General features: G+C 71.9%; 21 protein-coding genes. 6 read left to right on the forward strand and 15 right to left on the reverse strand.

Translation table 11 applies throughout. The features are described from left to right. Positions 1 to 7: 7 nt before the first annotated feature. A complete protein-coding gene (locus Dfulv_RS18805; protein WP_259865268.1) occupies positions 8 to 1,939 on the forward strand; it encodes a S8 family serine peptidase in 1,932 nt (643 codons plus the stop codon). 49 nt (positions 1,940 to 1,988) lie between these two features. Here the strand turns inward: Dfulv_RS18805 and Dfulv_RS18810 are convergent, their stop codons facing one another. Further along, complete coding sequence (locus Dfulv_RS18810) at positions 1,989 to 2,804, reverse strand: serine hydrolase domain-containing protein (RefSeq protein ID WP_259865269.1); 816 nt, start codon at positions 2,802 to 2,804, stop codon at positions 1,989 to 1,991. An 11-nt stretch (positions 2,805 to 2,815) separates the two neighbouring features. Continuing rightward, positions 2,816 to 4,432: a chitinase gene (locus Dfulv_RS18815; protein ID WP_259865270.1), complete on the reverse strand. Its 1,617-nt coding sequence runs from the start codon at positions 4,430 to 4,432 to the stop codon at positions 2,816 to 2,818. 107 nt (positions 4,433 to 4,539) lie between these two features. Between Dfulv_RS18815 and Dfulv_RS18820 the strand changes: the two genes are divergently transcribed. From Dfulv_RS18820 to Dfulv_RS18830, 3 genes are read left to right on the forward strand one after another with little or no spacing between them, the layout of a single operon-like run. Next, positions 4,540 to 5,076, forward strand: coding sequence for a PadR family transcriptional regulator (locus Dfulv_RS18820; protein WP_259865271.1), 537 nt, complete (start codon positions 4,540 to 4,542; stop codon positions 5,074 to 5,076). Beyond that, on the forward strand, positions 5,073 to 5,771 hold the full coding sequence (locus tag Dfulv_RS18825) for an ABC transporter ATP-binding protein (RefSeq protein WP_259865272.1): 699 nt from the start codon (positions 5,073 to 5,075) through the stop codon (positions 5,769 to 5,771). The genes Dfulv_RS18820 and Dfulv_RS18825 overlap by 4 nt, the downstream gene beginning before the upstream one ends. Next, positions 5,768 to 7,306: an FtsX-like permease family protein gene (locus Dfulv_RS18830; protein WP_259865273.1), complete on the forward strand. Its 1,539-nt coding sequence runs from the start codon at positions 5,768 to 5,770 to the stop codon at positions 7,304 to 7,306. Before Dfulv_RS18825 ends, Dfulv_RS18830 begins: the two co-directional genes overlap by 4 nt. A 1,462-nt stretch (positions 7,307 to 8,768) precedes the next feature. On the opposite strand, the gene Dfulv_RS18835 is transcribed toward Dfulv_RS18830, so the two are convergent. The 9 genes from Dfulv_RS18835 to Dfulv_RS18875 all read right to left on the reverse strand — a co-directional run bounded on the left by Dfulv_RS18835 (position 8,769) and on the right by Dfulv_RS18875 (position 18,571). Next, a complete protein-coding gene (locus Dfulv_RS18835; RefSeq protein ID WP_259865274.1) occupies positions 8,769 to 10,940 on the reverse strand; it encodes an MMPL family transporter in 2,172 nt (723 codons plus the stop codon). Between the two features lie 19 nt (positions 10,941 to 10,959). Further along, the gene (locus tag Dfulv_RS18840; RefSeq protein ID WP_259865275.1) at positions 10,960 to 11,499 is read right to left on the reverse strand and encodes a TetR/AcrR family transcriptional regulator; all 540 of its coding nucleotides are present in this window, start codon (positions 11,497 to 11,499) and stop codon (positions 10,960 to 10,962) included. Between the two features lie 155 nt (positions 11,500 to 11,654). After that, on the reverse strand, positions 11,655 to 12,689 hold the full coding sequence (locus Dfulv_RS18845; protein WP_259865276.1) for an N-acetylglucosamine kinase: 1,035 nt from the start codon (positions 12,687 to 12,689) through the stop codon (positions 11,655 to 11,657). Beyond that, complete coding sequence (locus Dfulv_RS18850) at positions 12,686 to 13,927, reverse strand: 6-phospho-beta-glucosidase (protein ID WP_259865277.1); 1,242 nt, start codon at positions 13,925 to 13,927, stop codon at positions 12,686 to 12,688. Before Dfulv_RS18850 ends, Dfulv_RS18845 begins: the two co-directional genes overlap by 4 nt. Continuing rightward, a complete protein-coding gene (locus tag Dfulv_RS18855) occupies positions 13,924 to 14,739 on the reverse strand; it encodes a carbohydrate ABC transporter permease (RefSeq protein ID WP_259865278.1) in 816 nt (271 codons plus the stop codon). The genes Dfulv_RS18850 and Dfulv_RS18855 overlap by 4 nt, the downstream gene beginning before the upstream one ends. After that, positions 14,736 to 15,638: a carbohydrate ABC transporter permease gene (locus Dfulv_RS18860; protein ID WP_259865279.1), complete on the reverse strand. Its 903-nt coding sequence runs from the start codon at positions 15,636 to 15,638 to the stop codon at positions 14,736 to 14,738. The genes Dfulv_RS18855 and Dfulv_RS18860 overlap by 4 nt, the downstream gene beginning before the upstream one ends. 23 nt (positions 15,639 to 15,661) lie before the next feature. Then, positions 15,662 to 16,963, reverse strand: coding sequence for an ABC transporter substrate-binding protein (locus tag Dfulv_RS18865; protein ID WP_259865281.1), 1,302 nt, complete (start codon positions 16,961 to 16,963; stop codon positions 15,662 to 15,664). Between the two features lie 9 nt (positions 16,964 to 16,972). Continuing rightward, on the reverse strand, positions 16,973 to 18,088 hold the full coding sequence (locus tag Dfulv_RS18870; RefSeq protein WP_259865282.1) for an ROK family transcriptional regulator: 1,116 nt from the start codon (positions 18,086 to 18,088) through the stop codon (positions 16,973 to 16,975). A gap of 108 nt (positions 18,089 to 18,196) precedes the next feature. Beyond that, positions 18,197 to 18,571 carry a DnaJ family domain-containing protein gene (locus Dfulv_RS18875; protein ID WP_259865285.1) on the reverse strand — a complete coding sequence of 125 codons (375 nt, stop codon included), beginning with the start codon at positions 18,569 to 18,571 and terminating at the stop codon, positions 18,197 to 18,199. Positions 18,572 to 18,608: 37 nt separating this feature from the next. Here Dfulv_RS18875 and Dfulv_RS18880 point away from each other — a divergent pair, with 37 nt between their 5' ends. After that, the gene (locus tag Dfulv_RS18880; protein ID WP_259865286.1) at positions 18,609 to 19,196 is read left to right on the forward strand and encodes a DedA family protein; all 588 of its coding nucleotides are present in this window, start codon (positions 18,609 to 18,611) and stop codon (positions 19,194 to 19,196) included. Positions 19,197 to 19,460: 264 nt separating this feature from the next. Further along, the gene (locus Dfulv_RS18885) at positions 19,461 to 19,973 is read left to right on the forward strand and encodes a chaplin family protein (RefSeq protein ID WP_259865287.1); all 513 of its coding nucleotides are present in this window, start codon (positions 19,461 to 19,463) and stop codon (positions 19,971 to 19,973) included. Between the two features lie 118 nt (positions 19,974 to 20,091). On the opposite strand, the gene Dfulv_RS18890 is transcribed toward Dfulv_RS18885, so the two are convergent. The 4 genes from Dfulv_RS18890 to Dfulv_RS18905 are packed head-to-tail and all read right to left on the reverse strand — an operon-like array spanning position 20,092 to position 23,872. Continuing rightward, positions 20,092 to 20,316 carry a hypothetical protein gene (locus tag Dfulv_RS18890; protein WP_259865288.1) on the reverse strand — a complete coding sequence of 75 codons (225 nt, stop codon included), beginning with the start codon at positions 20,314 to 20,316 and terminating at the stop codon, positions 20,092 to 20,094. Beyond that, entirely contained in the window at positions 20,313 to 21,206 is an 894-nt protein-coding gene (locus tag Dfulv_RS18895; RefSeq protein WP_259865289.1) for a phosphotransferase family protein, read from the reverse strand. Before Dfulv_RS18895 ends, Dfulv_RS18890 begins: the two co-directional genes overlap by 4 nt. A gap of 18 nt (positions 21,207 to 21,224) precedes the next feature. Next, entirely contained in the window at positions 21,225 to 22,445 is a 1,221-nt protein-coding gene (locus tag Dfulv_RS18900; protein ID WP_259865290.1) for a DUF1501 domain-containing protein, read from the reverse strand. After that, the gene (locus tag Dfulv_RS18905; protein WP_259865291.1) at positions 22,442 to 23,872 is read right to left on the reverse strand and encodes a DUF1800 domain-containing protein; all 1,431 of its coding nucleotides are present in this window, start codon (positions 23,870 to 23,872) and stop codon (positions 22,442 to 22,444) included. The genes Dfulv_RS18900 and Dfulv_RS18905 overlap by 4 nt, the downstream gene beginning before the upstream one ends. Between the last annotated feature and the right edge of the window lie 18 nt (positions 23,873 to 23,890).

Here is a 23,890-nt window from a genome sequence, read left to right on the forward strand (position 1 = left end):
AGATGGCATGACACAACCGAGAGCCGGCCGGCGGCTGCGCACGGGCGCGGTGGCAGCGGCGGTGACGCTGGGGCTGGTCGGTGCCGGCGGCCCCGCGGCCGCCGTGACGAGCCCCGCCGGCGGCGCGGCCACCGGCGGAAGCACCCGGCCGGGCGGCGGCTGGTCCGCCGACGAGTGGCCGGCGGGTGCGGGCACGACGCTCAAGACCGTACGGTCGATCATCAAGGCCGACACCGGCACGGCCGGGTCGCTGACCGGCCAGGGAGTGGGCATCGCGCTCGTCGACACCGGGGTCGCGCCGGTCGCCGGGCTGCCCGCCGGCCAGCTGGTCAACGGGCCGGACCTGTCGTTCGAGTCGCAGTCCGGCCAGCTGCGGTACCTCGACACGTTCGGCCACGGCACGCACATGGCCGGCATCATCGTCGCCAACGAGTCCTCGACGGGGACCGTCGGACTCGCACCGAAGGCGAAGGTCACCTCGGTGAAGGTGGGCACCGCGACCGGCGCCAACGACGTGTCGCAGATGATCGCCGCGATCGACTGGGTCGTACAGAACCGCAACCACGACCCGGCGAACCCGATCCGGGTGCTGAACCTCTCGTACGGCACCAGCGGCATGTCGGCCTCGACGGTCGACCCGCTGATGCACGCGGTCGAGCAGGCGTGGCAGGCCGGGATCGTGGTCGTCGTCGCCGCCGGCAACGACGGCAGCGGCACGACGCTGCTGACGAACCCGGCGATGGACCCGTTTGTCGTCGCCGTCGGCGCCTCCACGACGAACAACACGATCACCACCAGCGACGACGACCTGGCGACGTACACCAACAACTCCACCGCGAGCCGCAAGGTCGACCTGCTCGCGCCCGGCACCTCGATCGTGTCGCTGCGCGACCCGGGCTCCCGCGTCGACGAGCAGTACCCGAACGCCCGCGTCGGCACCACGCTGTTCAAGGGCAGCGGCACCTCGCAGGCCGCTGCCGTGGTCGCCTCGGCGGCCGCGCTCCTGCTGCAGCAGCGCCCCTCGCTCACGCCGGACCAGGTGAAGAAGCTCCTGGTCGGCGGCGCGACGGCGCTGACGACCGGCACCGCCGGGCGCCAGGGCATGCGGGAGCTCAACGTGAGCGCCTCGGTGGGGATGGCGACGCCGTCGTTCACCCAGGCGTTCGCCAGGAGCACCGGCACCGGCTCGCTGGAGACCACCCGCGGCGGCAACCACCTGAGCGTCAACGGGGTCGAGCTCAGCGGCGAGCGCAGCATCTTCGGCCCGTTCAACGCCGCGGCCTGGGCGAGCCTGGCGAAGCAGGGCACGAGCTGGGTCGGCGGCACGTGGATGGGCTACCGCATGGCCGGGGACACCTGGACCGGCGCGGGAGGCACCGGCGGTACCGGCCAGGTCTCCGGATACGCGGGCAAGTGTGTCGACGTCATGAACCGGCTCGACAACAACGGCACGCCGATCCAGCTCTACGACTGCAACAACACCCCGGCGCAGTACTGGGCGCTCAACGCCGACGGCACCGCCCGGGCGCTCGGCAAGTGCATGGACCTGGTCAACGGCGGCACCGCCAACGGCACCAAGGTGCACCTGTGGGACTGCATCGGCGGCCTACAGACCCAGCGGTGGCGGGTCGACAGCGCCCGGCAGCTGGTGAACGTCGCGGCCGGCAAGTGCCTCGACGTGACCGGCTGGAACCCCACCAACGGCGTGCAGCTGCAGATCTGGGACTGCCTCGGCCAGGACAACCAGCGCTGGGTGCCGCCGTACACCTCGCGGACCTGGGCCGCGGCCACGTGGGCGGGCAGCCCGTGGACCGGCACCGGCTCGTGGAGCGACCCGCAGTGGGCCGAGCGCTACTGGACCGGCCACTACTGGTCGGGTCACTATTGGTCCGGTCACTACTGGTCGGCCGACGACTGGTCGACGAGCAGCTGGTCGTAGACCTGGGGAGAACGACGGGGTGTCCGCAACGGCGCGGGCACCCCGCCGCTCAGGGGGCCTCGGGGCGGTGCTCCGCGAGCACCGCGTCGGACAGGGCCGGCCAGACCTCCGCGGCCCAGTCGCCGAAGTCGCGGTCGGTCAGGCAGCCGACGGCGAGCCGCGCCCGCGGGTCGACCCACAGGAACGTGCCGGTGCGGCCGAAGTGGCCGAAGGTCGCCGGGGAGTTGCGCGAGCCGGTCCAGTGGGGCTGCTTGCCGTCGCGGATCTCGAAGCCGAGGCCCCAGTCGTTCGGGTCCTGACGGCCGAAGCCGGGCAGCACGCCGGAGACGCCCGGGAACTGTACCGTCGTCGCCTCCGCCATCAGGTCCGGCGCGAGGGTGGGGTCGAGCAGTTCCTGGCCGAGCAGCGCGAGGTCGGAGACCGGGCCGATCGCGCCGGCCGCGGGGGAGCCCGCCAGCCGGGTGCCGCCCATGCCGAGCGGCCGCAGCACCGACTCGGTCATCAGTTCGGCGAACGTGCCCCCGGTGCGGGTCAGCACGAAGTCGGCGAGCAGCTCGAAGCCGCGGTTGGAGTACACCCGCTTGCGCCCGGGGGCCGCCATCCGCGAGTCGTCGTCGAAGGCGACCCCCGAGGTGTGTGCCAGCAGGTGCCGGACGGTGGCCCCCTCGGGGCCCGCCGGCTCGTCCAGCGTGACGTCGCCGCGGTCGACGGCCACCAGGACCGTCAACGCGGTCAGCAGTTTGGTGACCGACGCCCACGGCAACGCCACGTCCGGCCCGGTGCGGTCGCGGACGCCTTTCGCGTCCACGACCGCTACCGCTGCGGTGTTCACGGGCCAGGTGCTGACGATGTCGAGTGCGCTCACACCGTACGAAACTACGGCAAGCTGTTGAGGAACGGCCGCTGGGCGTTCATGAACTCCCAGTTGTAGTACCGGTCCCAGTTGATCGACCAGGTCATGAGCCCCCGGAACGCGGGCGAGGTGCCGCCGCGCAGCGTGTACGAGCCGCAGCCGGTGCCCTTCACCAGGCAGTTGACCGCCGCCTGGACGACCGCCGGCGCGACGTGGCCGTTGCCGGCGCTGACCGCGGCCGGGACGCCGAACGCGATCTGGTCCGCCCGCAGGCCCGGGAACGTCTGCCCGATGTTCGCGACCGGGAAGCCGGCCTTGAGCATGTCGGTCATCGCGATGTGGAAGTCGGCGCCGCCCATGGTGTGGTACTGGTTGTCGAGGCCCCAGATCGGCCCGGAGTTGTAGTCCTGGACGTGCAGGACGGTGAGCGAGTCCCGCAGCGCGTGGATGACCGGCAGGTAGGAGCCGGCGCGGTTGTCGCCCGCCGACGTGCCGCCGTAGAACTGGTAGCCCAGCTGCACGAAGAACGTCTCCGGCGCCATCGTGAGCACGAACTTCGTGCCGTAGCGGGCCTTCAGCGTCTTCAGCGCGGCGATCAGGTTGACGATCACCGGTGTCGTCGGGTTGCGGAAGTCGCTGTCGCCCGGGTTGAGGTAGAGCGAGTGGCCCTCGAAGTCGATGTCGAGGCCGTCCAGGCCGTACCGGTCGATGATCGCCGCCACCGAGCTGACGAACTTGTCGCGGGCCGCGGTGGTGGTGAGCTGCACCTGGCCGTTCTGGCCGCCGATCGAGATCAGCACCTTCTTGCCCTGTGCCTGCTTGGCCCTGATCGCGGCGGTGAAGTCGGCATCGGACTCGACACTGGGGCATTCGCTGGCCGGGCACCGGTTGAAGCGGATGTCGCCGGAGGTCACCGACGTCGGCTCGCCGAACGAGAGGTTGATGATGTCCCACGCGGCCGGCACGTCGGCCATGCGCACGTAGCCGGAGCCGTTGGCGAAGCTCGCGTGCAGGTAGCCGATCAGCGCGTGCTTGGGCAGCCCGGTGACCGGCGGCTGGCTGGTGCTCGGGCTGGTGCTGGGACTCGTGCTCGGGCTGCTGCTGGGGCTCCGGCTGGGGCTCGCGCTGGCGCTCGGGCTCGTTGTCCTCGAGGGCGACTGTGTGGGCTGGCCGCCGGGGCCGTCGAGGGAGATGTCGTCGGCGTTGTACGCGCCGGTGCCGTACCAGCCGTGGAGGTAGACCTGGATCGAGGTCTGGCCGGCGGCGGTCGTGAACGGCACGGTGAGCTTGGTGTAGGTGGACGACGTGGTCCAGGTGGATGCGCCGCCGGTGACGCCGAGGTAGACGTTGCTGCCGCGGACCCAGCCGGTGAGCGTGTACGCGGTGCTGGGCTGGACGGAGACGGTCTGCGTGCACTGCGCGGTGTCGGAGGCGGTCGCGTTGCCGTTGAGTGCGTACGACCCGGAGTGGACGGGGCTGCTGACCGCGCCCGAGCCGCTGCCGGTGCACGACCAGCCGCTCAGGTTGCCGCTCTCGAAGCCGGGGTTGGTCAGCAGGTTCGCCGCATAGGCGTTGGTGGTTACGAGAACGCCGGCGACCAGCATGGCTGCGGCGCCGACGGCGATGGCGATGCGTTTCATGGACGGACCTCCATGGACGGTGGTCGCCATTATTAGGTTTGTTAACTGTTTCTGTCCATAGGGATGCTGCTTGACAGCCACTATTCATTCGATGAATAGTGGTCGTCGTGTCCGCACCGTTCGTGCTGCTCGGCCTGCTCACGGCCGGTCCCCGGCACGGATACGACCTGAAACACGCCTACGACCGCACCCTGCCGCGCGCCAAGCCGCTGGGGTTCGGCCAGGTGTACGCGACGCTGGGCCGCCTGGAGCGTGACGGCCTCGTCACCCAGTCGTCCCAGGACCGCGACGGCGGCCCCGACCGCACCGCGTACACGCTGACCAACGACGGATACGTCCGGCTCACCGAGTGGCTGGGGGCCGTCGAGGAGCCGGCGCCGCACGTCGCGAGTGCCCTGCTCGCCAAGGTCGTCGTCGCGCTGCTGGCCGCCGGGCCGGAGCAGGCGCTGGCCTACCTCGCCGCGCAGCGCAAGGCGCATGTCGCGCGGTTGCGCGAGCTCACCCGTACCAAGGCCGAACCCGGCGCCACCGTCGGCGACGTCATCGCCGCCGACTACGCCATCGCCCACCTCGACGCCGATCTCACCTGGCTCGCCGCCACGATCGAGCGCGTCGCCCAGCAGCCACCGGGGGAACCGTCATGATTCTTTCCGCACGAGGGGTGGTCCGGTCGTACGGGCCGACCCCCGCCGTCCGCGGCGTCACGGTCGACGTCGCCGAGGGCGAGATCCTCGCCGTCACCGGCCCGAGCGGCTGCGGCAAGTCCACGCTGCTGCACTGCCTCGCCGGCATCATCCGGCCCGACGCGGGTGAGGTGACGTACCGCGACCAGCGTGTCGACCTCATGTCCGAGGCGGCCCGCTCACGGCTGCGGCGCACCGAGTTCGGCGTCCTGTTCCAGTTCGGCCAACTCGTGGCCGAGCTGACCGCGGCGGAGAACGTCGCGCTCCCGCTGCTGCTCGCCGGCACGGGGCGGCGAGCAGCGCGCATGGCGGCGCTGGCCTGGCTCGACCGGGTCGGCGTCGCCGACGTCGCCGAGCAGCGCCCCGGGCAGATGTCCGGCGGCCAGCAGCAGCGGGTCGCGATGGCCCGCGCGCTCGTCACCGAGCCGCGGATCGTGTTCGCCGACGAGCCGACCGGCGCGCTCGACACGCTCGCCGGCGAGCAGGTCCTCGGCCAGCTCGTCCGGGTCGCCCACGAGCACCGCACCACCGTCGTGCTGGTCACGCACGAGGCGCGCGTCGCCGGCTACGCGGACCGGGAGGTCGTCCTGCGCGACGGCGTGCTCGACGACAGCGGCCTCGGCATCGCCGTGCCCACCGGAAGGCACGGCCGGTGAGCCCGCTGACCCTGCTCCGCCTCGGCCTGGCCGGCACCCGCGTCGACACCGTGCGCGTGCTGCTGACCGTCCTCAGCTCCGCCCTGGCCGGACTGTCGGTGCTGGCCGCCTTCAACGTCCTCGCGATCGGGCCGCTGGCATCCGGCCACTCCGACATGTTGGCCCAGCAGTACAGCAACGCCCTCCTCCGCGAACCGGGCCTGCGCCCCGGCGTGATCATCACGCTCGTCCTGCTGACCTTGCCGGTCTTCGCGCTCGCCGGCCAGTGCGTCCGTCTCGGAGCCCCCGCCCGCGACCGGCGGCTCGCGGCGATCCGCCTCGCCGGGGCCACCCCGCGCCAGGCGGTGGCGGTGGCCGCGGCGGAGACCGGCGTCGCCGCGCTGATCGGCGCCGTGCTCGGCCTCGCGGTGTACCTCGTGGGCCACCGGCTGCTGGACCGGCCCGACGCCCTCGGCAAGCTGGCGCTGCCCACGGACGTGTTCCCGCCGGTCTGGCAGACGGTCGCCGGCGTCGCCGCGATCCCGTTCGTCGCGGCGCTCGCCGCCGCCCTCGTCATGCGCCGCGTGTTCGTCAGCCCGCTCGGTGTGGTCCGCCGGGCCCGCCGCGAACGGCCGCCCGCCATCTGGGCCGGGCTCGTCCTCGCCGCGGGCATCGGCTTGTTCGCCGCGATGGGCCCGCTCGGCCGGTACACCGAGAAGCTCAAGATCACCTGGCTCGTCGACACCTACGGGTACTTCGTGTACGCGGGCGCCGTCCTGTCCGCCCTCGGCATCGTGCTCGGCACCGGCTGGGTTTCGTACACGACCGGCCGCCTCCTGCACCGCTTCGCCCGCCGCCCGGCGACGCTGCTCGCCGCCCGCCGGCTGATGGCCGACCCGTGGAACGGCTCCCGCACCCTTGCCGTCCTGCTCGTCTGCGTGCTGTTCGGCGCCGGCGTGGCATGGGTGAGGTCGTGGTTCGCGACGGAGAATCTCGTCAGTGCGCGGTACCAGCGGATGGTCGACCCGTCCATGGAGGTGACCGTCGACCCCTTCTACATGCGCACACTCGACCTCCTCGACGCCGCGGTCCTGGTCGGCATCGCGCTGACGGCGTGCGGCATGCTCGTGGCGCTGGTCGACAGCATCCTGACCCGCCGCCGCGCTTATGCTTCGCTGGTCGCGACCGGCGTGCCGAGGGCGGTGCTGGCCCGGTCGATCCTGTGGCAGGCGGTGATCCCGGCCGTCCCGGCGATCGCCGTGGCGCTGGCGGTCGGTGCCGGCTTGATGCACACCATCGCGTCCGAGGCCAGAGCCGGCGGCGGCGATCGGGAAACCTGCCTGGTCACCGAGGAGCAGTGCAACAACACCCCGACCACGGACCCGACGGTGTGGTCGGTGGAATACCAGCCCGAGGTGCGCCTGACCATCCCGGTCCCCTGGACGGAGCTGGCGCTCAACGGCGGGATCGCCCTGGCCGCGGTGGTGGCGATCGTCGCGATCGGCCTGATCTTCCTGCGGTCGAGCACGGAACTGGAGGAGATCCGGACAACGTGACGGTGACGGTTCAGGTGCTGCGACTGCCGCTCTGGACTGCGGTTCCGCCGAGCGTCGTGCAGATCGAGGGAGGGTTCTGGCCGCCCGGTCGACCAGAGTCCTCCATCGATCTTGGGTCCTCGGGTGCGGCTTCGGCGTTCCTGGGCGCCGCCCCGCCCGCCAACGGGATCGTCCACCGGGAGTTGACCTTGGTGGCGATCGGTGGCCTGAGCAACGGAAACCGACCAAGGTCAATCGTGCTGGGTGCGGACTCCGTGCTGTATCCCGAAGGCTCGTGGTATCCCAGGCGACACAAGGGCCTTCGGGATCGTGCAGCAGCCCGAGCATCGCCGGCCTGATCACCGGCCTGGCCGCGCCCCGCCCGCGTGGCGGTCTGCTGACGCCACGCGGGCGCAGCGACTTCTTGGTCTGCGTCCGACCGGCCACGGCCGCGCTTCGCCGCATGACGTGGCGCGGAGGCCGTGCCGGTGTGGCGCTTCATCCCCGACCAGTTCGCCGACCTCGTCATGAGGTTCGACCGATCCGTCCACCCACACGGCAAGGCAGCGCACTGCGATCGCCCAGCTGCCAGGCCCGCAACGGCTCAGCCGGGCTCGATACTTCCCGACACTGACTGCCGGGGTGACGATGGGCGGACGCACCGCCGGGGTATGTGTCTTCGGCGCACGCGCGCCGGCCACGCCGGCCGGCCGGGTATGACGTCCGAGCCGCCGGGGCGATCGGGCAACGGCGCGCGACGGCGGATCAGCGAACCTCGGGCAGCGCGCCCGCCGGCCGCCGTCGACTCGTGCGTCGGCCCATCGCGGCCTGCGCCACCGCCTGAGGAATCCGTCGCCGATTCCACGCCACTCACAGCCGCACCCGTGTGGTGGTCTGTGCCGTCTTTGGGGGAGGTGGTTGTGGGTTCGGGGTTGGGTGTGGCCGCCCCTGTGCGGTGGTCTGTGCCGTTTGCGGGGGAGGCGGTTGTGGGTTCGGGGTCGGGTGTGGCCGCACCCGTGTGGTGGTCTGTGCCGTCTTGCGGCGAGACCCCTGCCGGTGCCCGATTGCTCAGGGCCGAAGGCGTGGCGCCGTCCGTCTTTGTGTCGCGCACCACCGCAACAGCGCGGACGAGGCCGCCGTCTGTGCCGGCGATCTCGGAGTTGTTGCGGCGCTGGGCGCCGGGTTGCCGAGCGGCGCTCGCGGCCAGGACGTCGCGCTCACGGGACAGGGTGTCCAGACGGGCCAGCTTTGCCGCGTGGCGGGCGTGGAGGCCGTGGCGGCGGGCTTCGGCGAACTCGGCCCGCATCGCCTGACGGGCCGCGCGGCGGGCGCGCAACGCTGCCATGTTCGCCGCGAACCGCGCATCCCAGTCGATCCCCGTCCCCTCCACACGCCCAACCTAGACCCGACGTATGACACTTTCCCGGGGCGCGGACAACGGAAAGCCGGCCGACCCCGGAAAGGGCCGGCCGGCTTGGAAAGGTTAGACGCGCACCGGCTCCGGCTCGGGTTGCGCCTCGAGGTGGTGGCGGAGCTTCTCGCCCTCGATGTCGACGTCCGGCAGGATCGTGTTGAGCCACCTCGGCAGCCACCACGCGGAGCGGCCCAGCAAGGACACCACCGCCGGCACGATCGTCATCCGCACCAGGAAGGCGTCGATCGCCACGCCGATCGCGAGGGCGAAGCCCATCGACTTGATCACCGGGTCCTCGACCAGGACGAAGCCGGCGAAGACCGACGCCATGATGATCGCGGCCGCCGTCACCACCCGCGCGCCGTGGCCCATGCCGCTGATCGTGGCCTCCTGCGGCGGCGCCCCGTGAACGTAATCCTCCCGCATCCGCGACACGAGGAACACCTCGTAGTCCATCGCCAGGCCGAACAGGATGCCGATGAGCAGGATCGGCAGGAAGCTCACCAGCGGACCGGGCGTGTCCAGCCCGATCAGCGACGCCAGGTGACCCTCCTGGAAGACCAGCACCGTGATGCCGAACGTCGCGCCGACCGTCAGCAGGAACCCGGCCGCGGCCTTCAGCGGTACGAGGATCGACCGGAACACGAGCATCAGCAGCAGCACCGACAGCCCGACGACCAGCAGGAGGTACACCGGCATCGCATCGGACAGTTTCTCCGACACGTCGATCCCGACGGCGGTCTGGCCGGTCAGCGCGACGTCGGCGCCCTGGACGGCCTTGACCTTCGTGCGGACGTCGTGGACCAGGTCCTCGGTCGCGGCGTCGGTCGGGCCGGTCTTGGGGATGATGGCGAGCAGGCCGGTCTTGCCGTCGCGGCTGAAGTTCGGCGGGGTGACCGCCAGCAGGTTGTCGGTGCCCTGCAGCGCGGCCATGACCTCCTGCGCCTTGGCCTGGGTCGTCTCGGGCGAGTCGGTCGACACGACGAGTGCGAGGCGGCCGTTGAAGCCCGGGCCGAAGCCCTGCTCGATGAGGTCCGCGGCCTTGCGGGCGGGGCTGTCGACCGGCCCGGCGCTGGCGCCCGGCAGGGCGATGCGCATGTCGGCGGCGGGGATCGCCAGGGCGGCGAGGCCCAGGACACCGACGAGGATCACCGGGATCCGGAACCGGATCACGCCGCGCGCCCACCGGAACCCGAAGTTGCGCGTGTGGTGGGCGACGTCACCGGCGATGAGCCTGCGCTGCCGGCGGGACAGGATGCGGCGCCCGGCGAATGCGAGCAGGGCCGGCTGGAGGGTGATCGCCACCAGTACCGCCACCGCGACGGTTCCCGCGGCGGCGAGGCCCATGACGGTCAGGAACGGGATGTTCACGACCGCCAGGCCGGCGAGCGCGATGACCACCGTGGCGCCGGCGAAGACGACCGCGGAGCCGGCGGTGCCGACGGCGCGACCGGCCGCCTCCTCGGGGTGGAGGTCCTCCAGGAGGTGCTGGCGGTACCGCGAGGTGATGAAGAGCGAGTAGTCGATGCCGACCGCGAGGCCGAGCATCAGCGCGAGGACCGGCGCGGTGCTGGTGAGCTCGACGGTGCTGGACAGCGCGTAGAGGCCGGCCATGCCGGCGCCGACGCCGAGCAGCGCGTTGAGCATCGTCATGCCGGCCGCGACCAGCGAGCCGAACGTCACGAGCAGCACGATCAGCGCGATGGCGACACCGATGCCCTCCCGGCCGCCCACCTCGGGCTCGCTGTTCATCACCTCGCCGCCGTGCTCGACCCGTAGCCCGGCCTGCTTCGCCGCGGCGCCGGTGCGCTCGTACGCGCTGCGCTGCTCATCCGTCACCTTGTCCGTACGCTCGACGAACTGCACCTGGATCAGCGCATACCGCCCGTCCTGGGACACGGCCCCGGTCTCGAACGGCGGCAGCGCACCGACCACACCCGGGATCTTCGACGCCTCCAGGACGAGGCCGTCCACCACGGCCTTGGACGCCTCCAGCTTCTGGCCCTCCGGCGCGGCGACGACGATCGTGCCGGTCGACCCGCTCGCCTCCGGGAACTGCTGCTTCAGTGCGTCGATCGCCCGCTGCGACTCGGTGCCGGGCATGGTGAAGTTGCTCGACGTCGGGCCGATGAACGCGGCCGCCGCGCCGCCGAGCCCGCCCAGCATGACGATCCACACGATGAGCACGAGCCAGCGGTGCCGGAACGAGGCCCGGCCGAGCCGGTAGAGCACTGTAGCCATGTTCGCGTCCTTGTCGGTGTTATTCGAGAGGTCCGAGAACCCGGCCGGCCGCCTCGATCAGGGCCGGTCGCAGGTCTTCGTCGGGGTAGTCGGTGCAGGCGAACGCGGTGGCCGCGACCCCGGCCAGCACGATCTTGGCCGCGACCTGCGCGGCGGTGGCGCCGGACGCCCCGGAGAGGCAGTCCTGCAGGCGTTGTGTCATGAGTTGTACGTGCTGAAAGGCCGGCTGCTCGAGCAGCGCCGGCAGGTCGCCGTAGATGACCTGGATCTCCTTGCGGTACCGCATCACGAGATCGACGAATCCCTCGGTCGCCGCGGCCCGCGCGGCGGCGGGGTCCAGGGCGGCGAGGTGCGCGTCGAGCTCGGCCAGCTCGGCGATGGCCGGCGCACACATCTCGGTGAGGATCGCTTCCTTGCTGTCGAAGTGATACAGCAGGGCCGCCTTCGAGCAGCCGACCTCGACCGCGATGTCGTGCAGCGAGGTGCCCTTGAACCCGGCGGCCGCGAACTGGCGCGCGGCCACGGCCAGGATCTCGTCGCGCGTGTTGCTGCGGGCCATGGGGAACACCTCCGCCGGCCATGATGACTGACCGATCGGTCAGAAGCTGACCGATCGGCCAGTTCTGAGAGCGGCCTCACACCCTCAGTCTGCGTCGATCTTGGAGTCGTGGTGCCCGCTTCGCCACTCTTGTCCGCACATTGCGAACCGCAGAGCTACCGGCCGATCGTGTTGTGACCGCGGACCATCTCCTCGACCGGCGGCGGGCAGGGGCCGCCGTGCAGCGCGTCGAGCGCGAGCAGTGCGGCGCCCGCGACCGGCGGTGAGGCCAGCACCGTGACCGTCGCCCGCGGAGACAGCGCGGCGATCCGGGCCAGGACGTCGTCGTGCAGCTGCGGGTGGCGGGCGGTGAGGACACCGCCGCCGAGCACCACCGTATACGGGCGGTCGAGCAGGTCGAGCCGCGCCGCGGCGACCCGGACCAGGGCCTCGATCTCGTCGGCGAGCCGGCGCACCACGCGCGTGGCGACCGCGTCGCCGGCGGCGGCCACGGCGAACAATATCTCGGACAGCTCGTCCAGCCGCTCGGCGGGCAGGTCGCCCAGGTGCAGCGCGACGCTGACGTCCTCCACGGTGGACAGCCCGAAGTGGAGCCGCACGGCGTCGGTGAGCGCCGTCGCCGGGCCGCGGCCGTCCTCGCCGCGCACGGCGTGGTACAGCGCCATGGCGGCCAGGTGCTGCCCGCCGCCCCAGTCGCCCGAGACCGGACCCAGGGCCGGGAACCGGGACGTCCGGCCGTCGGCGCGCCGCCCGGCCGCGTTGATCCCCGCGCCGCAGACCACACCGACCGCGTCCGGGTCGGCCGTGCCGGCCCGCAGGAGCGCGAACAGGTCGTTGTCGACGGTGACCCGCTCCGCCAGCCCGAGCCCGGCCACGCCTTCGTTGAGCCGCTCGACCTCGATCGGCAGGTCGGCGCCGGCAACGTACACCGACAGCTGCGCCAGCGGCACCGCCCCGGGCAGCGCGGCGGCGGCCCGTGCCTGGGCCACCAGGTCGGCGAGCAGCGAAAGGGTGCCCGGCAGGCCGATCACGTGCGGCGAGGTCGTCGGGCCGGTGATCCGGGCCAGGATCCGCCCGTCGGAGTCGCCGAGGACGACGTCGGTCTTCGAGTTGCCCCCGTCGGCGGCGGCGTACAGCCGCCCCGTCCCGTGCCGGTCGACGCCTTCGACGCGTGACCGTGTGGCCGTCACGACAGCCACCCGAGGTGGTCGCGGTTGGCGGTGAGCAGCTCGTCGGTCAGCGTGTCCGCGGCGTCGTGCTGGCCGACGAGCGGGTGCGCGAGCAGCGCCCGGTAGACGCGGTCCCGGCCGCCGTGCAGCGCGGCCTCGACGGCGAGCTCCTCGTACGCGGAGACGGCGCCGACCAGTCCCGCGAGCTCCGGCCGCAGCGGGGGCGCGGGCAGAGCCGTGGCGCCCGCGGCGCCGACCCGGCAGGTGACCTCGATGACCGCGTCGTCGGACAGGAACGGCAGGAAGCCGCGGTTGCGCACGTTGACCGCGTGGATGCCGCCGTCGTCCTGGTGCAGCGAGGCGATCAGGCCGACCGCGGCCTCGGAGTAGAACGCGCCGCCGCGCTGGCCGAGCAGGTCGGGCTTGGTGGTGAGCGCCGGGTCGGCGTACATCCTCAGGAGCTCGTGCTCGATCCCGGCCACCTTCTCGCCGCGGGTCGGCTGCCCCTTCTCCTCGCGGACGACGGTGTCGTGGCAGTAGAAGTAGCGCAGGTAGTACGACGGGACGTTGCGCAACGACGACAGCACGCCCCGCGGGATCTGCACCAGGTCGGCGAGCTCGTCCAGGTGCGAGGTGAGCAGCGCCGGCAGCCGGTCGACGCCGTCGACGTAGGCCGCTCGCTCCCAGGTGAGATGGTTGAGCCCGACGTGGTCGAGGACCACCGCCGACGGGTCGACCCCCAGTTGCGCGGCGAACCTGCGCTGGAAGCCGATCGCGACGTTGCACAGCCCCGCGGCGCGATGCCCGTCGTCGAGCAGCGCGCGGGTGACGATGCCGACCGGGTTGGTGAAGTTGACGATCCACGCGCCCGGGTCGGCCCGCCGGGCGATGTCGAGCACGACCGGCACCGTCCGCAGCGCCTTCGCCAGGCCGCCCGCGCCGGTCGTCTCCTGCCCGACGCAGTCGCACACGAGCGGGAACGTCTCGTCGCTGATCCGGGCCGCCTGCCCGCCGACGCGCAGCTGGATGACGACGGTGGACGCCCCGCGCAGCGCGTCGTCCACGTCGGCCGTCCAGCGCAGGCGCGCCGCGCTGCCGTGGTGTTCGAGCACGCGCCGCGCGAACGCGCCGACGACCGCGAGGCGATCCGCCGCGGGATCGAGCAGCACGATCTCCGAGGCGAACGGCGCCAGCCGCGCGAACCCGTCGATCAGTTCCGGGGTGTAGGTGGACCCGCCACCGACGACCGCGATTTTCAACCCTTGACTCCTGTGAGTGTCACGCCCTGCACGAAGGCGCGTTGAGCGAAGAAAAACAGCGCCACGACCGGCGCCGTGGTCAGGATGGTCACCGCGCTGACGAGGTTCCATTGCACATGATGCACGGTCCGGAACGACGCGAGGCCCAGCGAGAGTGTCCAGTTGTGTTCGTTCTCGCTGGTGTACAGCAGGGGACCGTAGTAGTCGTTCCAGGCGTAGAAGAACTGGAACAGCGCCGCGGCGGCGATCCCGGGGCGGGCCATCGGCAGCACGACCCGCAGCAGGGCGCGCCACTCGCCGCAGCCGTCGACCCGGGCCGCGTCGAGGTACTCGCCGGGGATGGTCAGCAGGAACTGGCGGAGCAGGAAGATGGAGAACGCGTCGCCGAACAGCATCGGCAGCACCAGCGGCCACAGGGTGCCGGTGAGGCCCGCGTTCGCCCACATGAGGTACAGCGGGATCGTCGTGACCTGCGGCGGGATCATCATCATGCAGACGATGACGACGAGCACCGCACCCTGTCCGCGCCAGCGCAGCTTGGCCAGGGCATAGGCGGCCGGCACGCTCGACAGCAGCATGAACAGCGTCGCCGCAACCGCGTACAGGACGGTGTTGAGCAGGTACCGCGGCATCGGCGTGCGGGCGAAGATCTCCGCGTAGTTCGAAGGGTGCCACGACGACGGCCAGTAGGACGCGGTGAGCGCTTCCGAGTCGCTCATGAACGAGGTCAGCAGCAGGAACCCGACCGGCGCCACGAACATGACGCACAACGCGATGGCGATGCTGTGCCGGGCGATCCAAACGAGTTTCACGAGGCACGCTCCGGGTTGACGGTCCGGCGCAGCAGGAGCAGCGACACCGCGAACGCCACCACGAACAGCACGACGGCCAGCGCGTTGGCGTAGCCGAGGGCGCCGTAGCGGAACCCGACGACGTAGAGCCAGAGCGGGTACGTGAAGGTCGACCCCTCCGGGTAACCGAACGTCGTCGAGATGCCGGCCCCGGTGGTGGCCTGCCCGCTGGCCGCCGACGCGGCGACGGCCGCCTGGGTGAAGTACTGCAGCGTCGTGATGACCCCGACGACGGCGGTGAACACGACGACGGGCGAGATGTGCGGCAGCGTCACGTGGCGGAACCGCTGCCACGCGTTGGCGCCGTCGAGTGAGGCCGCCTCGCGCTGCGCCGCCGGCACGTCGAGGAGCGCCGCGAGGTACAGCACCATCAGGTCCCCGACGCCCCACAGTCCCAGCAGGACCAGCGACGGCTTCGACCAGTCCGGCGAGTTGAACCACAGCGGCGGCGTGCGGACGCCGACGTCGGCCAGAAACGTGTTCACCGGGCCGACGCCGGGCTTGAGCAGGTAGACGAACGCGAGTGTCGCGGCCACCGGCGGGGCGAGCGCGGGCAGGTAGAAGATCGTGCGGTAGATGCCGCTGCCCTTGCGTACGGTGGTGAGCAGCATCGCGCTGCCGAGCCCGCCGAGCATCCGCACCGGCACGAGGATCGCGACGAACCACAGCGTGTTCTTCGCCGCCAGGCCGAGGAACGCGTCGTCGAACATGTGCCGGTAGTTGCGCAGCCCGACCCACTCCGGCGTCGAGAGGAGGTCGAACCTCGTGAAGGAGAAGTAGACCGCGGAGCCCAGCGGGTACAGGAAGAACACCACGATGCCGACCGTCGCCGGCGCCATGAACGAGGCGACGGTCAGCACGTGTCTCGCCTTGTGGTGCACCCCTAGCCGCCCAGCCGCAGCAGCGAGTCGACCTGCTTGTCGACGCCCGTGAGCCCGGCGTTCAGGTCGGTCGAGCCACCGCTCTGCCACGTGTCGCAGAACGTCTGGAACGTCTCCTGGTAGGCCGGCCCGGCCGAGGACGGCGGCGTCGTGGTGGTCTTCGGGTGGTTGAAGATGTCGACGAACGTCTTGAACTCGGCGTCCGTCTTCAGGTCCGGCGAGGCGAGCGCGTCCTTCGTGGACGGGATGTTCTTCAAGCTGTTGGACAACTTGACGATCGCCTTGGTGTCGGTGGTGAGATACCTGATGAGCTCCCACGCCGCCTCGGGATTCTTGGCGGAACGGGAAATGCCGATGACGTTGCCCGTGACGTATCCGGCGCCGTAGCGGTCCGCGGTGGACGCCGGCATCGGGGCGACCCCGAACTGCAGGTCCGGCGCCTGGTCCTTGGCGAACGCGATGCGGTACTCGCCGTCGATCGCCATCGCGATCTGACCCTTCTGGAAGGCGTTGGCGTCGGAGTACTCGTCGCCGAGCGACGCGCGGAACGTCTCGAGCTTGTCGTAGCCGAACCAGTCGACGAGCTCCTTCTGCCACTTCAGCAGCTGCGGCCAGCCCGGGTCGGTGCCGATCGCCGACGAGCCGTCGCCCTTGAGCCACTGCGCGCCGACCATCGGGCCGAGGTGCGACGGCGTGTTCTCGTAGAAGCCGAACAGCGGCAGGAATCCGGCCGTCTGGATGCTGCCGTCCGGGCCGCGCTTGGTCAGCTTCTTCGCGTCCTCGGCGAACTCCTCCAGGGTCTTCGGCGGTCCGGCGATGCCGGCCTCGGCGAAGAGCTTCTTGTTGTAGTACAGGCCGTACGCGTCGGCGAGCACCGGCATCGAGCACCGCTTGCCCTTGTACTCCGTGTACTGCTTGACGGTCTGCGGGAAAGCGTCCATCGACACCTTGTCCCGGGCGATGTACCGGCTGAGGTCGAGCCACGCCCCACTGGCGCAGAACTGGCCGACGATGTCGGTGGAGTAGGACAGCCCGACGTCGGGCCCTTGGCCACCGCCGATCGCCTGGGTCATCTTGGAGTCGTCCTGGCCGGACTTCACCACGACCTTGATCTTCGGGTGGGCGGCCTGGAAGTCCGCGACGACGGCGTCGATCGCCTCGGCCTCGCGGTCGGTGAAGAAGTGCCAGAACTCGACGGTGCCGGAGACGTCCGCGCCGGGGTCGGCGATCGGCTTCTCCTTGGTCCCCGGGGTGCAGGCCGCCAGGACGAGCGTCGCGGCGGCGAGGATGGTGAGACGACGCAAAGCATCCTCCTAAGGACTGGGTTGGCGCAGTGCGGCGAGGAGGGTCTCGCGCACCGCGGAGACCGCCGCGCCGGCCGCGCCCAGCAGGGGCGCGTCGTCGTCGACGGTGCTTGCCGCGATCGCCGTCTCCAGCGGCGCGGTGTGTGCCATCGCCTTGGTGACGGCCTCGACGAGCGGATCGCCGTGCGTCCGCCCGATCTCGCCCCCGATCACCACGAGGGGCGGGTCGAGGACCGCCACCACGGCGGCCAGGCCGAGCGCGATCCGGCCGGCCAGTTCCTTGAAGAAGGCCGCGCTGCCCGCACCGTGCTCGGCCGCGAGGCCCGCCACGGCCTCGGGCCCGACGAGGTCGTGGAAGTCGCCCGTGGCTATCGGCATGTAGCCGATCTCGCCCGCCCCGCCGCGGGCGCCGCGCAGGAGCTTCCCGCCACCGAGGTCGATGGCCAGGCCGAGGCCGCCGTCGCCGAGCCACAGCAGCGCGAAGGCGTCCGCGCCCCGGGCCGCGCCGTGCTCCCGTTCGGCGAGCGCGGCGAGATTGACGTCGTTGTCGACCCCGACCGGCGTGCCGACAGCGGCCTCGATCTCGTCGACCAGCCCGGGCCGGTTCCAGCCGGGCACGTCGACGTGGTGGATGACCCGGTCCCGAGGGTCGAACGCGCCGGCGACCGCGAGGTGGACGTGCGCGACCGGCGTCCTGGCCACGCCCGCCGCGGCGCACAGCGCGTCGATGGTCTCGTCGACCGCGGTGACCGGGTCGGTCCGTCGGAAGTCGACCGGCACGGCGAGGCGGGCCCGCCGCTCGCCGCGCAGGTCGTGCAGTGCCGCGGTGAGCGCCGGGGCGCCGCTGCCGGCGCAGTCGCGCGCCGACATCGCCACGGCGTAGGCGGCGTCCGGGTTGACGGCGTGGACCTCGGCGTTCGGCCCGGGCCGCCCGGTCTCGTGCCCGGCCGTGACGACGAGGCCCGCCTCGGTGAGGCGCCGGATCGCCTCGGAGACGGTGGGCTTGGACAACCCGGTCAGCTCGCGGAGCTCGGCGCGGGTCAGCTGCCCGCGGTCGAGCAGGTGGCCCAGGGCGGCGGCTTCGTTGAGCGCCTTGAGCAGCTTGGAGGAGCCTCCGAGCACCATCGCGCCCTCCGACTAATAGTCAGACTGACTAACAGTTGCGGAGTAAGGTAAGTGCCGGCACAGCCTTCTGTCAATGGAAGCGGTGGTGCGGGGCCGGCGCGGAGCCGTTCAGGCCCGCCAGTCGCGCAGGACCGCCTCGACGTCCAGGGGCGGCAGGATCGTCGGCGGGCCCTCGACGAGGCCGCGCTTCGCGCGCTCGATGCGCTCGTTGAGGTCGCGCACCGCCGCGCGGACGCGCTCCTCGGTCCGGAGCTTGCGGACCGTCTCCGGGAAGTCCTCCACCTCGCGCCGCAGCCGCAACGTCGGCGGGATGCCGCCGGAGAGCTCCTCCCGCCGGGCGAGGTCCTTGATCCACCAGTCCTCGTCGTAGAGCTCGCCGTGGTCGGGCAGCGGCTTGCCGGTGCCGGGCAGGTTGTCGAACTGGCCCCGCTCCTGCGCCTCGCGGATCTGCCGGTCGATGTGCGACTCATACCAATTGGTCATCGTCATACCAGCGTACCCATGGCAGGATCGGTGATCCGTGGAGTGGTTGCACCGGTACGGCTACCCGGCGCTCGCGCTCATTGTCCTGCTGGAGGGCGTCGGCATCCCCACCCCGGCCGTCACGGCCATCGTCGTGGCCGGGGGACTTGCCGCGCACGGCTCGCTCAACCTCCCGGCGGTCGCCGTCGTGACGTTCCTGGCCGCGGTGGCGGGTGACAACCTGGGCTATCTCGTCGGGCGACGGGCCGGTCGTCCCGCGATCCTGCGCTGGGGCCGCCGGATCGGCCTGACCGAGTCGCGGTTCGCGCGTGCCGAGGAAGTGATCGCCCGGCGGGGCCGCAACGTCGTGCTGATCGCCCGGTTCATCGACGGGCTGCGCCAGACCAACGGCATCATCGCCGGCACCGTCGCGATGCCCTGGCCGCAGTACGCCGTCCGCGACGCCATCGGTGGTGTGGTGTGGACCGCCGTGTGGGTCACCGTGGGCGCCGAGGTCGGCGGGAACATCGAGCGCGTCCACGCCGTCGTCGGCCGCTACCGGGTCGCGGCGATCGTCGTGGCGGCCGTCCTCGTCCTGGTGCTGCTGCTGTGGTACCTCCTGAGGCGCCGCGTCCGGCGGAAGTGACCGGTCAGCATGCCTTGTCGGCCTGGCGCTCGGATGCCGCGCGGGACATGGTGACGGCACGCACGGAAAGCGTGGCGGCCGGCGCTGGTGGCCCCGCCCGCCGCGCTGTCTGTGCTTCGACACGCCGATCGACTACGTCATGTCACCGCACGAGTGCATTGAGTGACGAAATTTCGCGAAATATCCGTCCCAAGCTCGCATTTCGGGTTAGGTGGAGGTCGCGACGGACGTTCCCCGTCGATCACTCGTCGAAAGGTTGTCATCATGAAACGCTGGCTCATCCGGTCGGTGCAGGTCGCCGCGCTGGCCATGGGTGGCCTCGCGCTCACCGGTACCGCGGCGCACGCGGACTGGGACAGCGGTCCCAACGTCGGTTTCTTCAACGGCAACCAGTCCTCGACCACGGTCCAGGCGCCGGTGAACATCTGCGGCAACTCCCTGGCGATCCTCGGCTTCGCCAGCGCCAACTGCAACGGCGGGGCGTACGCCTACTCCGGCAACGGCGGCAACGGCAGCGGCAGCGGCAGCGGCAACGCCGACTCGAACACCAAGAAGAAGCACAAGAAGCACGGGAACAACGCCAACGCCAACGCCAACGCCAACGGCGGCAGCGGCAGCGGCAGCGGCGGTGCCTACGCGTACAACAGCAACGGCAACTGGACGACGGGGTACAACGCCGGCTTCTTCAACGGCAACCAGTCCTCGACCACGGTGCAGGTGCCGATCAACGTCTCCTGCAACTCGGTGGCCCTGATCGGCTTCGCGTCGAGCTGCTGACCGCGGACCTCCAGGTCCCGCGGAGGCGCCGCCTGCCTCCGCACACCGACATGAGCGTTGGCCGCTGTCCGCGGGATCAGCCCTCCCGCGGTACAACGGCCAACGCTTTTTGCCTGTGTCAGTCCATCGGCACGGCACTGCCGGTGATCGCCACCTCGAGGTCGTGCTGTTCCGCGCCGGTCAGCGCGGCCATCGCGGCGACGTCGGAATACGTGCCGTAGCGGCCCGGATCGCCGGGCGCGCGCCGGGCACCGCGGTGACCGACGGGTGGGGGTAGTGCCCGCCGGACCGCCCGCGGCGCCGGCACATTTCCGGGATTCGGGCGCCCGGTGGTGCGGGTCACGTGAGCCGCTGCTGCAACCAGGCCAGCATGACCACGGCCTGGTCGCGCTGGAAGTCGCGCAGTGTGGGCAGTCCGCGGGGCGCGGGCAGCCGGGCCCGGTCCGTGAAGTACGCCGTCAGGCCGGCCACGCAGCCGGTGACGTCGTCCGGGTCGGGCTCGAAGTGGTCCAGGATGTCGTCGGAGAGCTCGCCGCCGTACAGGCGGACGTTGAGGATCAGCGACAGCGTGTCGAACCACGCCGGGCCGGCCGCCCCGAACGGCCAGTCGACGACCACCACCGAGCCGTCCGCGCGGATCAGCAGGTTGTCGGCGCGGAGGTCGCCGTGCACGAGCCGGTCGCCGGCCAGCGCCGCGATGCCGCGGTCGCCCCAGGCCACCAGCTCGTCGAGGTGCCGCGCCACCCACGGGTCCAGGCCGTCCGGCGGGTCGGCCGCGATGCGCCGCCAGCCGGCGAATTCCGCGCCGATCCTGTCGCGCAACGACGGCAGCCCGGTGGCCGGCACCGCGAGCCGCCGCAGCGCGTCGAGCACCGCGTCACGCTCCTCCGGCAGCCACGGCACGTGCGGAGGCCGCCCCTCGACGTCCTCGAAGACGAGCGCCACCCAGTCCCCGTCGTCGTAGAAGCCCAGCAGCCGCGGGGTCGGCGCCGAGGCCGGCAGCGCGGCGGCCGTCCGGGCCTCGGCGCGGTGCATCGACGGGCTCGACTCGTTGAGCCCGGCACCGACCGCCTTCACGAACGCCCGGGTCCCGGCCGCCGTCACCACCCGGTCGGCGGTCCCGGGCGAGAACCCGCCCGGCTGCGATTCCGCCGACACGACCGGGCTGCCGAGGATGTCCACGACCGCCCGCCGGACCGGCTCCGGAAGGTCAGACCAGTCGATGCGCGCCATCGCCCGATTACAGCAGTGCTATCTCGCGGAGACCAACCCATATTCGGACGGGGACACGTTCGGGAACACGTCGGCCAGGGAGCCGAGCCCGCAGCGGCGCTGCAGGATCTCGCCGATGACGGAGCGGTAGTCGGTGGTCGCGGCCAGGTCGCCCGCGGTGAGCTTCGCCGGGGCCAGGCCGGGCCAGGCGCCGTGCACCCGGCCGCCGCGCACGCCGCCGCCGAGCAGCAGCATCGCGTTGCCGTTGCCGTGGTCGACACCGCGCGAGCCGTTCTCGGCGACCCGCCGGCCGAACTCGCTCAGCGTGACCAGCGTGACCCGGCCGAACGCGGGACCGAGATCGGTCGCGAACGCCTCCAGCGCGAGGGCGAGCTCGTTGAGGTGGTTGTACATCCGCTGCCCCTTGACCGGGGTGCCGAGGCCCTGGTGCATGTCCCAGTCGCCGTAGTCGACCGCGGCGGCGATCAGCCCGGCGTTGCCCTTCACCAGCCGGGCCACGTCCTTCAGCGCGTTGCCCAGCGGCGTGGCCGGGTAGGTCGCGGCGGGTGTGTACGCGCCGAGCGCGGCGACGGTGCCGAGGCTCGCCGCGACCGCCCGGGCCGGGCGGGCCAGCACGTCCGGCGCGCCGTCGAACAGCTTGGCGAGGGTGGGCATCCGGTCGCCGGAGAGCTTGAACCCGTCGACGCTGACCATGCTCACGTCCGGCGTGGGGCCGGCGAACGCCCGGGCCGGGGCGGTGCTGCCGACCGTGATCCCGGCCATCGGCGCCGTGGCGCCGGTGACCCCGAGCATCCGGTCCAGCCAGCCGGTGCGCACGGAGGCACCGGCGGCGGCCCGCTCCATGCGCTCCATCGCCTGGAAGTGCGAGCGGGACGGGTCCGGCTGCCCGACCGCGTGCACGGCGCCGAACGTGCCCGCCTGCCAGCGGGCCTGCAGCGGCGCGAGCGCCGGGTGGAGGCCGAACATGCCGTCCCCGGCGATCACCGACGCCTTCGGCACCGCGATGCCGGGCCGCGCCGTGTAGTAGTCGGGGTCGCCGATCGGCACGATCGCCGACAGCCCGTCGAACCCGCCGCGCAGCGACAGGACGACAAGCGTGTCGCCGGTGTGCGGGGTGCCGGCGAACGCGAGCCGGGTCGCCAGGCCCTCGCCGACGAGCCCGGTGAGGACGGCGCCGGCGCCGATGGTCAGCACGCCACGACGGGAGACGCAGCAGGAGGCGAGAGTCACGGCGGTCACCTGGCCAGGAAGTAGGGCGAGTCGAGGATCAGGGCGATGAGGTGCGGCAGCTTGCCGTTGACGGACTGATCGGTCGCCTTCAGCGCGCTCGCCGGGGTCTTGCCGACGAAGCCGAGCAGGGCCGCGGTGTGCGCCGCCTGCAACGGCATGCCGACCAGCCGCGTCGCGAGTGTGTCGACGAGGGCGCCGTGCGTCGCGGGCAGCGCCGGCACGAGGTACGACCGCGTCGACGCCGGCCTGGTGAGCTGTTTCGGGTACCAGCCGGCGGCGAGGTTCAGGTGCGCGTTCCACCGCACCAGGAAGCCGGAGGGCGCCGCCCACGCGGCCGCCACGTCCGGGTAGCCGTTCGGCGGGGCCCACCGCAGCGGCGCGTGCCCGGCGTCGACGAGGTAGTGGTAGAGCCCGCGCACGCCGTCGGTGCCGGACGCCTCCGGCTGCAGGCCGAGCACCCGGGCGGTCGCCGCCAGGTCCTCGAACGGTGTGCGCAGCTTCGCGCCCGTCGACGCGGCGAACTCGGCCGACGTGAACAGCGCCCGCAGTACCGGTGCGATCGCGGTCCGCCCGTCGAGGTAGACCTTGGCGAGCGCGCTGACCAGGGCCGCCGGCGGTTCGTCGGACACGAACCGCACGCACAGCTTGCGGGCGATGCGTTCGGCGGTCGCCGGGTGCATGGCGAGCATGTCGGCGAACGCGAGCGCGGCCGCCTCCCCGCCGCCGGCGGTCGTGTTGGCGTGCCGCCAGCCGAGGATCGTGACCGCGCCGGTGGCGTGCTGGTTGGGGTCGAACCTGTACAGTCCGGTGGTCTTGTCGACGGTCAGCCCGGTGAGCAGCCGCGCGGCGTCCTTCACGTCGGCCTCGGTGTGGACGAGCCCGACGGTGTGCAGCTCCATCAGCTCGCGGGCGTAGTTCTCGTTCGGCTTCGCCTTCGTCGACGAGCGGTTGTCGAGGTAGGACAGCATCGCCGGCGCCGTCATGCTGGCCTTGAGCAGGTCGGCGAAGCGGCCCAGCGCGTGCTTGCGGAGCAGCGCGTCGTAGGCGGCCCGGCTGTCCCACACTCCGCTGGACGGGCACGTGACGTTGAGGTGGTTCGACCAGAAGTCGGCCATCAGCTCGAACAGCTGCCGCCTGCTCCAGATCGCCCGGGCCACGGTGGCGGTGCCGAGCTGCTGCATGACGTCCCAGCCGCCGGTCTTGAGCGTGCCGGCCTGCACGGCGGCGCGGACGCCCGCGATGTCGAGTTTGATGAGGTTGTACCGGCTGAGCACGGCATCGCAGGCGCTGTCGTCGATCGACGCCGGGTTGAGCTGCCGGTCGAGCCAGGCCGTGACGCCGAGGGTGCGCAGTTCGCGCTCCGCGTCGGGCGTCGGCCCGTAGGTCGCCCGGCGCAGCAGGTGCAGCACCGGATCCGAGGGGGTGAAGGCCGTCACGCAGCTCTGATTCGGCGC

Source organism: Dactylosporangium fulvum (assembly GCF_025137375.1).
Taxonomy (GTDB): Bacteria; Actinomycetota; Actinomycetes; order Mycobacteriales; family Micromonosporaceae; genus Dactylosporangium; species Dactylosporangium fulvum.